Annotated in this window: 12 protein-coding genes; 4 read left to right on the forward strand and 8 right to left on the reverse strand. The window is 46.9% G+C overall.

Annotated elements, in window-relative coordinates; genetic code table 11:
- Positions 1–22 precede the first annotated feature (22 nt).
- The gene (locus BZK42_RS12845; RefSeq protein ID WP_046275760.1) at positions 23–1,033 is read left to right on the forward strand and encodes a glycosyltransferase family 8 protein; all 1,011 of its coding nucleotides are present in this window, start codon (positions 23–25) and stop codon (positions 1,031–1,033) included.
- A 25-nt stretch (positions 1,034–1,058) separates the two neighbouring features.
- On the opposite strand, the gene BZK42_RS12850 is transcribed toward BZK42_RS12845, so the two are convergent.
- From BZK42_RS12850 to rfaD, 7 genes are read right to left on the reverse strand one after another with little or no spacing between them, the layout of a single operon-like run.
- Complete coding sequence (locus BZK42_RS12850) at positions 1,059–2,003, reverse strand: glycosyltransferase family 8 protein (RefSeq protein ID WP_046275759.1); 945 nt, start codon at positions 2,001–2,003, stop codon at positions 1,059–1,061.
- On the reverse strand, positions 2,004–3,059 hold the full coding sequence (rfaQ, locus tag BZK42_RS12855) for a lipopolysaccharide core heptosyltransferase RfaQ (protein WP_046275758.1): 1,056 nt from the start codon (positions 3,057–3,059) through the stop codon (positions 2,004–2,006). It abuts the gene before it with no gap.
- A gap of 1 nt (position 3,060) precedes the next feature.
- Positions 3,061–4,074: a glycosyltransferase family 2 protein gene (locus BZK42_RS12860; protein ID WP_046275757.1), complete on the reverse strand. Its 1,014-nt coding sequence runs from the start codon at positions 4,072–4,074 to the stop codon at positions 3,061–3,063.
- On the reverse strand, positions 4,067–5,350 hold the full coding sequence (locus BZK42_RS12865; protein WP_172864447.1) for an O-antigen ligase family protein: 1,284 nt from the start codon (positions 5,348–5,350) through the stop codon (positions 4,067–4,069). The genes BZK42_RS12860 and BZK42_RS12865 overlap by 8 nt, the downstream gene beginning before the upstream one ends.
- A 16-nt stretch (positions 5,351–5,366) precedes the next feature.
- On the reverse strand, positions 5,367–6,335 hold the full coding sequence (gene rfaC / locus BZK42_RS12870; protein WP_080859276.1) for a lipopolysaccharide heptosyltransferase RfaC: 969 nt from the start codon (positions 6,333–6,335) through the stop codon (positions 5,367–5,369).
- A gap of 3 nt (positions 6,336–6,338) precedes the next feature.
- Positions 6,339–7,385, reverse strand: coding sequence for an ADP-heptose--LPS heptosyltransferase RfaF (gene rfaF / locus BZK42_RS12875; protein WP_080859277.1), 1,047 nt, complete (start codon positions 7,383–7,385; stop codon positions 6,339–6,341).
- A 2-nt stretch (positions 7,386–7,387) separates the two neighbouring features.
- Positions 7,388–8,320, reverse strand: a complete 933-nt coding sequence (gene rfaD, locus BZK42_RS12880) for an ADP-glyceromanno-heptose 6-epimerase (RefSeq protein WP_003827312.1) — start codon at positions 8,318–8,320, stop codon at positions 7,388–7,390.
- 215 nt (positions 8,321–8,535) lie between these two features.
- Here rfaD and kbl point away from each other — a divergent pair, with 215 nt between their 5' ends.
- The 3 genes from kbl (at position 8,536) to BZK42_RS12895 (ending at position 11,996) form a co-directional block, all read left to right on the forward strand.
- Entirely contained in the window at positions 8,536–9,732 is a 1,197-nt protein-coding gene (gene kbl, locus BZK42_RS12885; RefSeq protein WP_046275754.1) for a glycine C-acetyltransferase, read from the forward strand.
- A 9-nt stretch (positions 9,733–9,741) separates the two neighbouring features.
- Complete coding sequence (gene tdh, locus BZK42_RS12890) at positions 9,742–10,767, forward strand: L-threonine 3-dehydrogenase (RefSeq protein WP_046275753.1); 1,026 nt, start codon at positions 9,742–9,744, stop codon at positions 10,765–10,767.
- 191 nt (positions 10,768–10,958) lie between these two features.
- Positions 10,959–11,996 carry a glycosyltransferase gene (locus BZK42_RS12895; protein WP_080859278.1) on the forward strand — a complete coding sequence of 346 codons (1,038 nt, stop codon included), beginning with the start codon at positions 10,959–10,961 and terminating at the stop codon, positions 11,994–11,996.
- On the opposite strand, the gene BZK42_RS12900 is transcribed toward BZK42_RS12895, so the two are convergent.
- The gene (locus BZK42_RS12900; RefSeq protein ID WP_047358804.1) at positions 11,997–12,929 is read right to left on the reverse strand and encodes a divergent polysaccharide deacetylase family protein; all 933 of its coding nucleotides are present in this window, start codon (positions 12,927–12,929) and stop codon (positions 11,997–11,999) included. It abuts the gene before it with no gap.
- Between the last annotated feature and the right edge of the window lies 1 nt (position 12,930).

Here is a 12,930-nt window from a genome sequence, read left to right on the forward strand (position 1 = left end):
GCATATTAAAAAGGTGTAGTACATGAATTTTGATTGTAATCAGTCTATTAAAGACATCATTGAGGTTTTTGGGGCTCCAGAGACTCAAACCCCACAACTCAATATTGCATGGGGGGTTGATCAAAACTTTATGTTTGGAGCGGCAGTTTCGATGTCGTCCGTTTTACTACATAACAAAGATATCAGCATACATTTTCATCTTTTTACTGATTATCTTGATTCAGATTACCGCAAAAGATTAGAAAAACTAGCAAAGCAGTTTTCGACCAATATAACTGTATATGTGATGGATGCAGAAGGATTAAAGATCCTTCCGTGTGGGAATGCATGGTCACATGCGACCTACTTCAGATTTATCGCGTTTGAGTATCTTAGCGAAAATATTGATAATCTTCTCTATATTGACGCTGATGTTGTATGTAAAGGGTCACTTGTTGAGTTAACACAAATCACCCTGGAACATCATGTTGCAGCGGTTATTCAGGATGTTGAATATAGTCGGGTGTATGCCGCGCAGAGGCTTAATACTCCGGAATTTAACGAACAATACTTCAATGCTGGTGTTATATATGCAAATTTAAAGGAATGGAAAAAACAAAAGTTCTTTACTAAAGCATTTTCGATCCTCTTGGATAAGACCAGGAAATTCGCTTTTCTGGATCAGGATGTCTTAAATATAATGTTTTTTGGTAAGACAATTTTTTTACCAAGAATTTATGATGCAATTTACGGAATTAAACAAGAACTTAAAAGTAAGGACACATCAAGTTATAAAGAATATATAACTGATGATACGATCCTTATCCATTATATTGGCGTAACTAAACCCTGGAATTCATGGGCAAATTACCCTTCAGCACAGTTTTTTGTTGATGCCTGGAAAGCTTCACCTTGGACGGATGTTCCATTGCTGCCAGCTAGAACGCCAAAACAGTATAAAAAGAAATCACGTCATGAAAGATTACAAGGGAAGTATTTCAACTCGATAATTAGCTATATTGGTTATTTGCGGGAAAAGTTAAAGAGTAAGTAAAAAAACTCCCGTAAGGGAGTTTTTTTTAACGTAATTTAGCCTTAAGGTATTTCATATACCATTTGAGAGAAGCGTAGTAATTTCCCTTTTTGGCTTCCTGGCGCGAGTAAACCCGGTAATCAGTAGGCCTCATACGCGGAGCATAAGAGCGCATTTCAGCGTCTCGCCATGGTGTGAAGTGATGGTAGAAAAGAAAAAGTTGCTGTGAAAGCCCAGTATGTTCTTTATACCAAGGTTTTCTTCCACCAGTGAAATGAATGATGCGAGGCAAGATATCTTTTTGATAAAAAAAGGTGTCTTTTTGCTGATCTGTGAACCAGTTAAATAAGAAATTCCATCGTTTATCAATAAACTTAACGTTGCCGTCAATTGCGATATTCAGAGCATCTTGGTCAAAATAAGGCAAGGATTTACCTTGTTCAAATAACACTGTATTTGCTTTATTTTCAATATCAAACTTGATCCAATTTTCAATGTTAATATATAAAAAGCCAGCATTAAAATAATGATCAGTACTAAGGCCCAAGCGTTTAGCATTTTTTGTATCATGAATATCGAGGGAGTCGTGGCTGACTGCGCAAATGACGTTGCTGATATCAATGCTGTTAATATCATTGAGCTTATCAAAACATAGTGTATCAGCATCTAAATAGATAAAATGCTCTATTTTATCTTTTAGTAAGCGCGGTACGGCCAGACGCATATAGGTAGAGCGGTTCAGGTGTTTGATTGCAAAGTCATTATTATACTTTTCAATCTCTTCTTTATCGATATTGATAACCTGAATTTTATCACTGGTTGAACGTAGTTTATTGATTTCTTCGTCAGTAACATCATAGACAAAGACGAAAAATGACAGGTCTTGCTCTGGGTTGTTCATTATGACCGACATAATGGACACTGCTACATATTCCAGATAATTGGCATCTGTACAGTAAGCAATATTAATAACGTTATTTTTGCTGTCCATTTATGCTTTCTCATTACCTTTAACATTGTCACTATCATGAAGTACCGTATCGATAGCGTCAATCACGACCTGTTCCGGAATCCAAGTTAGATATTTTTTTGACCGATCGAGTTCATCTCGCGAAGGCATCGGATGGTACTCGCCAGCCCAAATCAATACGGCTTTATCAGACCACGGCTTCCATTGTCGGTAATTGGTGGCGCCAAACAGGCATACCTGCGGTGTCCTTAGCGCTGCGGCCATATGCATAGGTGCAGAATCGACACCAATGTACAAAACAGCATGGTCAATCAACGCGGCTAGTTGCAGAAAGGTCGTTTTACCTGCCAGCGTCAGGTCAGGAGACGATTGACACAGTGCAGCAATACGCTGGACCTGTTGCTGCTCACTCAATGCAGGCCCACAGGTAAGATAAACATGTAAACCACGCTGATGCAGATGGTCTATAACATGAGCGAATTTCTCATCATCCCAGCATTTAAACTCTTGTCTGGCAGTGGGTTGAATAACGACATATTTTTGCGCAGGCAGTGTAGGCAACAGAGATACCAGATGTTGATAATCCTCCTGAAGATAACTCAGTGACATCTCTTTCTTGAGTTCTGCTTCGCTAAACCCAATGCCTTTTAGAATAGATAGGTTTTGTTCAACAATATGCGTCCCAACGGATGGCGTTACTCGCGTAAAAAGTCGGTTCCACTGCTCTTTATCGCGCTTAAAGGCAATTGAAGGAAGGCGTAAAGAGGCGATAAGTGCTCCAATTGGCCATTGTTCTGTGAGGTTAATAATCAAGTCATAGTGATTTTTCTTCAGTTGTTGACGCACTGAAAGATAATTTTTTACTGTTGCCAACAGGCCTTGTTTTTTCTCAATGAGATAAAAATTATTGATATCTTTATGGGCGGCCAGAATTGCTTTGGTATCTTTATAGAGGAGCAGATCGATCTTAGCCTGTGGATAACGAGCCCGAATGCTGGCAATGACGGGCGTGATTAACAGAACATCCCCATAAAACTTGAGCTTGCAAATAAGCACATGGTCAATTTTTTCAAACATGTTAAATTCCTTTTCGAAAAAATAAGCTCTTGCAAGCAGATAATACCTTATATCTCATTTCTGAAATGGAGCGGTCAATATGGGGATATTTCATCTTAAGAATTATTTTTTTATTAACAATTTTTGTGTCACAGGATGCAAGCGCATTATGAATATCATTCAGCATACTTTCACTATAACGATAATAACCTTTTTTCTTGCGTAATAGTTTGCGTCCTTCCAGAAAACAGTTGATGATCATTAGTGTGGCAACAGTACGTTTTGCGTTATTTTTATTTATATAATTATACATTTTCCGCATAGCAAAAAAGATACTATCCGCATCGCTATCAATAATATTCTCGGTAATGCTCTTATCATTTAACCGGTAAAAATATAGTTTATTCTCAATCTTTAATATTTTATGGCATTTAAAGTATTGGAAAGGGCAGAAAATCATGTCTTCATACCGACGATGTTCTTCGAATCGATCGTTACCAATCACGTTACGATGGAAGATTTTTGTCATGAGATGCCATTGTCCTGCCCGGAATATTGGAAGTAGAGGGGTATAATCATCATCCGATAATATAATTTCGTGCTGATTAATATCATTTTTTATACCAGATGAATTCTGATACAGATTGTTCATATCTCTGGTTAGATTAAATTCGAGAATATCATATTTTTCGTCTCTCAATTTAGGAAGAAGGATAGTGAAATAATCTGTGCAGACAATATCGTCACTGTCAATAAACCCAATATATTTCCCTGTCGCATGGGTAAGGCCAACGTTACGAGTGATTGCAACGCCTTGATTTTTTTGGCTAATATACTTAACGTTGTGGCATTTCTGCTCACGATAAAATGCCTTGATACGTTCTTCAGTTAAATCTGTTGAGCCATCATTAACAATTATTATCTCCACATCATCAGTGATGCTCTGATGGATCGACGCCAACGTCGCCGTGATGAGTTCAGCATTATTGTATGTAGGTATAATAATGCTCAGTAAATAACCTGAAGCGCTATTCATAGCATGATTCTCTCGTTGGATTCGAGCTCAGCACTGCTGCAATACATAACGCCAGCATGCTGCTCAAGGCTTCACCCTTGGCATACAATAATAAATCACTCAAGCCATAGATAGCGATAGCGCCTGAGATGACGAACAATAGAGGACTACGTTGCCAGTAAGCTCTTAAAAACATAGCGGTATAGAGCAAGAGTAGCACAATAACCCCGGAGATGCCCTTTAGCGAAAAGGTATCAATAATTTCGTTATGCAAATGTACGTTAATGAACTTAAGCGTCCCTTGTAGGGAAGTATCCTGGACGGCAAGTCGCTGAATTTCCGCCCCTCGTTGTTCAAGTGACTGCCCCCAGTGATGACCTTTCCCTGCTTCAATTCCTGCCCGTTGCATCGCAAGTCGCGCACCAATAGAGGTATTGCTGTTGTTTTGATTATAAGAGTGCAGATCGATCAGGAAGTTCTGGTAGCGACTTTCAATGACTGGTTTTAAGGGGATCGCAGCAATCCCGACCAGTATTACAAAACCCAGTAGCGCCCTTAACAGTATGTTGTGGTTGTGGCGGTAGTGGATGAAAAATAGTCCGATACTCAGGAGCGGATATACCAAAATCGCAGCCCGAGTTTGTGTGGTGATGATGACCGCCAGTGAGATCAAAAAATGTAACAAGTACAGTGAAACCGTATGTCTCAGGCGCAGATTAATGATCGCTTGCGAGGCTAATAATGCAATTAGTGTCAGAGAGTAAGCCGTGCCGGTTTGATGTTCAAAACCAAGAGCAACGCGGTACCTTAAAGGGTTTTGTGCTCCACTAAGTTGATAACCCGCGAAAAGATACAAACCGATTGCCGTAAGAATCACCCAGATACTGGTCAAGCGGATTTTATTAGTACTTGGTGCTTGTGATGTTAGTATGGTCATCACCAGCGCGGCAAAAATCATCACTTTGCCACCGTTCTGGTATGAACGGTAGGCGCCGGTAAAAGCTGAACCCGGTTGTTTAAATATTTCTACCCATATAATCTGGAGTAACCCGAAGAGCAGCAACATAAAAGGCAAAACCAGGTTTTGTTTGTTACTGCACACATGCTTTATGTTTTTTCCTATAAGCGGCAGAGACAGAGCTGTGGAGAAAATAAATACCTTCAGCGCTTCATCTGGATTGACCAGCACCATCGCAAGGGTTGCCAGGATCCCGGCATAAAATAAGAAGTATATAAAATCGAATGGATTGTTTTTTATACTACAAATAAAGCGAGAAAACATGTGTTGGCGAAGCATGGTTCATCTCTTAAAGTTAAAGCAAATTATTATCAACCAGCGATACGTTGACTAAGCTAGCGTCCAGATCCTGCAATTTTCCTGAATGGCTCAGCTGTGTGTATTGATTCTTCCCATACCCACCAATCAATCCTGGGTCCGTTGGACCGTACAACGTAATATTAGGGCGATCCAGCGCAGCGGTTAAATGACTCAGGCCTGTATCAACCGACACCACAAATTTTGCCCCCGCCAGTACGCGAGCGACCTCTCCCAAAGTCATCCGTGGAAGAACATCAACATAAGAAAAACCATTTGCCAGCCTACGGGCTCGTGCTTCTTCATGAGGAGCACCCCATGGCAGTTTAATACGTATGCCAGCGTTATTTAACAAGCCAATTAGCTCCCGCCAGTTGGCTTCTGGCCAGTGCTTATCATCACGCGTTGTGGCATGCAGAAATACGGCATACTGGCCCGCATCAGCATTACGTTCTTTCAGAAAATGCTGAGCGATAGCGTAATCACCCTGCGACTGGGGCCTGGAATATCCCAGACTTTTGGCGAACAATTCACGCGTACGTTCTACCGCGTGCTGCTGTTTGGCAATGTGATGTTTGTGATTATAAAACAGGCTCGCCAATGGTTCGCGCGCCGTGCTCCAGTCCATACCATGCTTGATGCCACGTGCCAGACGCGTAACCAACGCCGCGCTTTTAACCAGACCCTGCGCATCAATTATCGCGTCATACTGATGTAAACGCACCGCATCGCGAAAGGCTTTACGCTCGGCTTTAATCGGCGCTGAAAACCAGGCTTTACGCCAGCGGCGGATCGCCACTGGAATAACCCGGTCAACGGCTGCATGCCAGGATGGGATCTGCGCGAAGCCTTCTTCCACTACCCAATCAAATTGAATATCCGGCATGACCTGCTGCGCATCGGTTAATGCCGGTAACGTATGCAGTACATCGCCCATAGACGATGTTTTAACGATCAGTACCCGCATCCGTCAGGCTTCCTCTTGTAACAACAGGTCGTTAAGTTCTTCCAGCACGCGCTGGGGTGTGATGTCAATCAGGCTCTGATGATAGCCTTCTGCTGCATCGCCCTTGCGTACTTTGTGATAACCCGTAATAAAGCGAATCACGCGCGCCTTGTGTGAAAGCGGCGGAGTAAAATCCGGGCTGCTGGGGCCATATAACGCTACCAGAGGTCGATTCAACGCTGCGGCAACGTGCATTAATCCAGAGTCGTTGGTGACCACCGCTTTGCAGGCGGCGAGCAGAATGACGGCCTGCTCCAGCTGTGTTTCGCCCGCCAGATTACGGCACCAGGCCTGCTGATCAACGCTCAGCGTCGCCAGGATCTCATTTCCGGCGTCATGGTCTTTTGCAGAGCCAAAAAGCACAATCTGATGGCCTTCATCGATCAGTTGCTTCGCCAGGTCTGCGTAGTGGTAATGTGGCCAGCGTTTCGCTGGACCAAATTCCGCACCAGGGCAAAAGCCGATGATGGGGCGTTCGGCAGAAAGGGAAAACTGGCGACAGGTCAGGGACTTTTCACCTTCGCTTACCTGCAACTGCGGCCATAGCAGAGGCTGCGGTAAATCTTTAGCTGACAGCATTACGCCTTTATCATAGGCCAGGGCTACATAGCGTTCGACCATCAGCGGCCAGGCATCTTTATCCAGCACGCGCGCATCGTTTAGCAGGCCGTAGCGCATTTCACCACGCCATCCGGTACGATGGGGAATGCCAGCAAAAAACGGTACCAGCGCGGATTTAAACGAGTTAGGCAGCACATAGGCGCGGTCATAGCGTTTTTCACGCAGGCTATGACCGAGTTTACGCCGCTCGCCGATCTCCAGCGCGCCGTGTCCCAGCGGCATGGCGATAGCTTCGTTAACTTCAGGCATGCGCGACAATAACGGACGGCACCATGCAGGTGCCATCACGTCGATTATCGCCTGGGGATAGCGCGCCTTAAGCGTGCGATAGAGACTTTGCGACATCATCATGTCGCCCACCCAGGACGGGCCTACCACCAAAATTTTCATACTTACGCGTCGCGGTTCAGCCAGGCCATATATTCCGTTACACCTTCAGCAACGGTTTTAAACGGCTTGTCATAGCCCGCAGCACGCAGATTAGTCAGATCGGCCTGGGTAAACGCCTGATAGCGACCTTTCAGTTTTTCCGGGAATGGGATGTACTCAATGCTGCCTTTTTTGTGGTACGCAAGCGTTGCATCGGCAACGGCCTGGAAAGATTCCGCACGACCGGTACCAAGGTTAAAGATGCCGGAAACCCCGTTTTCCAGGAACCACAGGTTCACCGCAGCCACATCGCCTACGTAAACGAAATCACGCTTGAAGTTTTCACTGCCTTCGAACAGTTTTGGTGTTTCGCCATTGTTGAGCTGGGTGTTGAGGTGGAAAGCGACGCTCGCCATACTGCCTTTATGGCCTTCACGCGGTCCGTAGACGTTGAAATAGCGGAAGCCAACAATCTGAGAATTGGCTTCTGGCAGGATCTGACGAACGTACTCGTCGAACAGGAATTTTGAGTAGCCGTAAACGTTCAGCGGTTTCTCATATTCACGGGATTCGATGAAATCAGAAGTGCGGCCGCCGTAGGTGGCGGCAGAGGACGCATACAGGAACGGAATTTCACGCTCCAGGCAGTAGTGCAACAGCTCTTTGGAGTATTGATAGTTGTTATCCATCATATACTTGCCGTCCCACTCGGTAGTGGAGGAGCATGCGCCTTCGTGGAAAATCGCTTCGATATCGCCGAAATCTTCTCCGGCCATAATCTGGATCAGGAAGTCTTCCTTGTCCATGTAGTCAGCAATATTCAGATCCACCAGGTTAACAAACTTGGTGCCATCTTTAAGGTTGTCCACCACCAGGATGTCGGTGATGCCTTTATCATTCAATGACTTGACGATGTTGCTGCCGATAAAGCCCGCGCCGCCGGTAACGATGATCATAAATGTAACCTTCGAATTTTGGAGTCAGAGACAATCTCAGACACGAATACTTTCTATCATATCACTACATGGCTCTGGCTTCAGCCATTCACCGATAAGCCGTACGGGTACACGTGATTTATGCTTCATTTTGAAGAAGTGATGATGCGTCATCTCGTATCAGCGTATAGCTTTGGGTAATATGTGCTGAAATTTGCCCAGTCTGGAGAATTGAAATGCGTGGGGATTTTTACAAACAGTTAACGAACGATCTCGAAACCGCACGTGCGGAAGGATTGTTTAAAGAAGAGCGCATTATTACGTCTGCCCAGCAGGCGGATATCACCGTGGCGGACGGAAGCCACGTTATTAACTTTTGTGCGAACAACTATCTGGGGCTGGCTAACCACCCGGAACTGATTGCAGCTGCAAAAGCAGGTATGGATTCTCACGGATTTGGTATGGCTTCGGTCCGCTTTATTTGCGGTACCCAGGACAGCCATAAGCAACTGGAGCAAAAACTGGCGGCATTCCTCGGTATGGAAGATGCCATCCTTTACTCTTCCTGCTTTGACGCCAACGGCGGCCTGTTTGAAACGCTACTGGGCGCAGAAGATGCGATTATCTCAGATGCGCTCAACCACGCTTCTATCATTGACGGTGTTCGCTTGTGTAAAGCAAAGCGTTTCCGTTACGCCAACAACGACATGGTCGAACTGGAAGCGCGTTTGAAAGAAGCGCGTGAAGCGGGAGCCCGTCATATCCTGATCGCCACCGATGGCGTGTTCTCTATGGATGGTGTGATTGCTAACCTGAAAGGCGTTTGTGACCTGGCGGATAAATACGACGCGCTGGTCATGGTTGATGATTCCCATGCTGTCGGCTTTGTCGGCGAAAATGGTCGTGGCTCACATGAATACTGTGACGTGATGGGGCGTGTGGACATCATCACTGGTACGCTGGGTAAAGCGCTCGGCGGCGCATCTGGCGGTTATACCGCAGCGCGCAAAGAGGTTGTTGAGTGGCTGCGTCAGCGTTCCCGTCCGTATCTGTTCTCCAACTCATTGGCTCCTGCAATTGTTTCTGCCTCCATTAAAGTGCTGGAGATGGTCGAAGCAGGCAGCGAGCTGCGCGATCGCCTGTGGGCGAACGCACGTCAGTTCCGCGAGCAAATGTCTGCCGCAGGCTTTACGTTAGCGGGAGCGGATCACGCAATTATCCCGGTCATGTTGGGGGATGCGGTAGTGGCGCAAGAGTTCGCCCGCGAGCTGCAAAAAGAGGGGATTTACGTTACTGGATTCTTCTATCCGGTGGTTCCAAAAGGTCAGGCGCGTATTCGTACCCAGATGTCTGCGGCGCATACCCCTGAGCAGATTACGCGTGCTGTTGAGGCGTTCACACGCATTGGTAAACAACTGGGCGTTATTGCCTGAGGATGTGAAATGAAAGCGTTATCCAAACTGAAAGCGGAAGAGGGCATTTGGATGACCGACGTTCCTGAACCGGAAGTCGGCCATAACGATTTGCTGATTAAAATCCGTAAAACAGCCATCTGCGGGACTGACGTTCACATTTATAACTGGGATGAATGGTCGCAAAAAACCATCCCGGTACCGATGGTCGTTGGACATGAATATGTCGGCGAAGTTGTTGGCATCGGCCAGGAAGTTAAAGGCTTTAAAATCGGCGATCGCGTTTCAGGCGAAGGTCATATCACCTGCGGGCATTGCCGTAACTGCCGCGGTGGACGTACTCACCTGTGCCGCAATACGACCGGTGTTGGCGTAAACCGTCCTGGCTGCTTTGCAGAGTACCTGGTGATCCCGGCATTTAACGCGTTTAAAATTCCGGACAACATCTCTGACGACCTGGCGTCTATCTTCGATCCGTTCGGTAATGCGGTGCATACGGCGCTGTCGTTCGATCTGGTTGGGGAAGATGTGCTGGTTTCCGGCGCGGGTCCAATCGGTATTATGGCGGCAGCGGTTGCCAGGCACGTTGGCGCACGCCACGTGGTGATTACCGATGTTAATGAGTATCGCCTTGAACTGGCGCGTAAAATGGGCATCACTCGCGCGGTCAACGTGTCGAAAGAGAGTCTGACCGACGTGATGGCTGAACTGGGCATGACCGAAGGGTTTGATGTCGGTCTGGAGATGTCCGGCGCGCCGCCAGCGTTTCGCACCATGCTGGACACCATGAACCACGGTGGCCGTATTGCTATGCTGGGTATTCCACCATCAGACATGTCCATCGACTGGACTAAAGTTATCTTTAAAGGATTGTTTATTAAAGGTATCTACGGTCGTGAGATGTTTGAGACTTGGTACAAGATGGCCGCATTGATTCAGTCTGGTCTGGATTTGTCACCGATCATCACCCATCGATTCTCCATAGATGAATTCCAGCAGGGCTTTGACGCGATGCGCTCGGGCCAGTCAGGGAAAGTGATCCTGAGCTGGGATTAACCCTATCCAATCAGTAGATTCTGCGTATGTCCCTGGGTGTTGATTATCATTACCATCCGGGGCTTTTTTATGCTTGCACGCTCGCTCCTGCCTGGCGCATTTTCTGCTAAAGAATTAATAATTTTTTCTGAAAATCTACCGCTTAATATGCTAAAAAGTGCCGATAACTCTATTGTTTGGCTGGATTTGATATGACCTATATCCCTGGTCTCCTGAGCGTCATTATGCCACTTTACAACACGGGTGAACCGTTCATTGCGTGTATGGATGCGCTGATTGCGCAAACCTGGAAGAACCTGGAGATCATCATTGTTAATGATGGTTCTACGGATAACTCAGCGGACCTTGCTCAGTCTTATGCGGATCGTTACCCGCACGTTCACCTGTTGCACCAGCCCAATGGAGGGGTATCCGCGGCGCGCAATACCGGTATGGAAGTTGCCAGGGGGGAGTACATCGCGTACGTAGACGGCGATGATATTGCCTATCCGAAAATGTATGAGACGCTGATGACTATGGCGCTGAAGGATAATCTGGATGTTGCGCAGTGCAACGCTGATTGGTGTATTGCGGAGACAGGCCACACCTGGGCATCCATTCCTACCAATCGAATTAGTTCTACCGGCGTGATGACCGGGCCAGACTGGTTACGCAAAGCGTTAGCCAGTCGCCGTTGGCGGCACGTTGTCTGGATGGGCGTTTACCGCCATCAGACCATCCGCGACGCAGGACTGACCTTCCTGTCCGGTCTGCACCACCAGGATATTATCTGGACGACAGAGTTTATGTTTAATGCGAAACGCGCGCGTTATACGGAAGTGCCGTTGTATAAATACTTCCTGCACGGCGCGTCCGTCAGCCGCCTGCCACGCACCGGGCTGAAAAATCTCGCCTATCAACGCCACTACATTAAAATTACCCGTCTGCTGGATAAGATGAATCACGACTATGCTGGACGCATTCCAATTTATCCGGAGTTCAAACAGCAGGTGATTTACGAAGCGCTACGCGTTTGTCATTGCATACGTAAAGAGCCGGACGAGAAAATCCGCCAACGGATGATTGCTGAAGTATTCGTATCGGGTATGTTTAAGCGCATGGTGAGCAATATCTGCAGCGTTAAGCTGGGTTATCAGGTGCTATTGTGGGCCATACGCTTTAGTCAGTGGCGCGATAAATCACTGACGCCGCGCCGCCTGGCCCATTTAACGCTGGATATTAAAGAGTAATTATTGCCAGCCCTGCCATTGCAGGCGCATGTACTGCACCAGCGTGCTTTGGGTGATGCTTTCACCGAGCACGCTGAAGAAGCGGCTGGCGTAAACTGGCTCTAACGGCTGCTTCGGTTTGCATAATCTCACCCCGCGGAAAGGATTACGTGGCGCATCAGGTTTACCATTCTTCGGCGGTGTAAGGTTTGGTCTGGAGGTGTCTACCTGTGGTTCATTGAGCAGGCTGCTTGGGCGAACCAGCGTAATGTCCGCAGGCAGGTTATAAAGCATCTGCTGCAGGACGCGAACCGTCGAAGGGTGAGGATGCCCAATGGCAATTGCTGAACCGTTGCGGCGCGCAAGCTCAACGGCACGATTAAACTGACGGCGAATATCGGCTTCGTTTTGCGTGTCATCCAGGAAGACTTTGCGTTTGATAACCTTCACGCCGGTTCCTGATGCTGCGCGCATTGCCTGACTGTTGCCGATGGTCATACTGTCCAGGAAGTAGAGATCGTAGCGTTCCAGCGCCTGCATCACCTTCTGCATGCCGAACAGGCTGGAGGTCATCGCGCTGCCCATATGGTTGTTCAGCCCGACCGCATTCGGTACTTTGCTTACCGCGTCGCGAATAATCCGCTCAATCTCTTCGCTGCTCATTTCCGGGCGCAAAGTATCTTTCTCTAACGGCTGTTTGCTCAGCGGCGCCATCGGCAGATGGATTAAAACTTCATGCCCGCTGTTATGCGCTTTAATCGCCATTTCACGCGCGTGTGGGGCATTAGGCAGAACGGCAACGGAGAGGGTGGAAGGCATCGCCAGAACCTGATTTTCGGTGTGTGGACGATAGCCGAAATCATCAATAACGATGGCAAGTTTGCCAGCAAAAACAGGTGTTGCGAAGGCCAGCACGCTGGCGAGAGAGAATAATAGACGACGAAATTGAGGCAAA

It is taken from the genome of Citrobacter braakii (assembly GCF_002075345.1).
GTDB classification, from domain to species: Bacteria; Pseudomonadota; Gammaproteobacteria; order Enterobacterales; family Enterobacteriaceae; genus Citrobacter; species Citrobacter braakii.

Excerpts from the sequence above, each read along its gene's own strand:
- BZK42_RS12845 (WP_046275760.1), top strand. The coding sequence starts at position 23 with ATGAATTTTGATTGTAATCAGTCTATTAAAGACATCATTGAGGTTTTT.
- BZK42_RS12850 (WP_046275759.1), bottom strand. The coding sequence starts at position 2,003 with ATGGACAGCAAAAATAACGTTATTAATATTGCTTACTGTACAGATGCC.
- rfaQ (WP_046275758.1), bottom strand. The coding sequence starts at position 3,059 with ATGTTTGAAAAAATTGACCATGTGCTTATTTGCAAGCTCAAGTTTTAT.
- BZK42_RS12860 (WP_046275757.1), bottom strand. The coding sequence starts at position 4,074 with ATGAATAGCGCTTCAGGTTATTTACTGAGCATTATTATACCTACATAC.
- BZK42_RS12865 (WP_172864447.1), bottom strand. The coding sequence starts at position 5,350 with ATGCTTCGCCAACACATGTTTTCTCGCTTTATTTGTAGTATAAAAAAC.
- rfaC (WP_080859276.1), bottom strand. The coding sequence starts at position 6,335 with ATGCGGGTACTGATCGTTAAAACATCGTCTATGGGCGATGTACTGCAT.
- rfaF (WP_080859277.1), bottom strand. The coding sequence starts at position 7,385 with ATGAAAATTTTGGTGGTAGGCCCGTCCTGGGTGGGCGACATGATGATG.
- rfaD (WP_003827312.1), bottom strand. The coding sequence starts at position 8,320 with ATGATCATCGTTACCGGCGGCGCGGGCTTTATCGGCAGCAACATCGTC.
- kbl (WP_046275754.1), top strand. The coding sequence starts at position 8,536 with ATGCGTGGGGATTTTTACAAACAGTTAACGAACGATCTCGAAACCGCA.
- tdh (WP_046275753.1), top strand. The coding sequence starts at position 9,742 with ATGAAAGCGTTATCCAAACTGAAAGCGGAAGAGGGCATTTGGATGACC.
- BZK42_RS12895 (WP_080859278.1), top strand. The coding sequence starts at position 10,959 with ATGACCTATATCCCTGGTCTCCTGAGCGTCATTATGCCACTTTACAAC.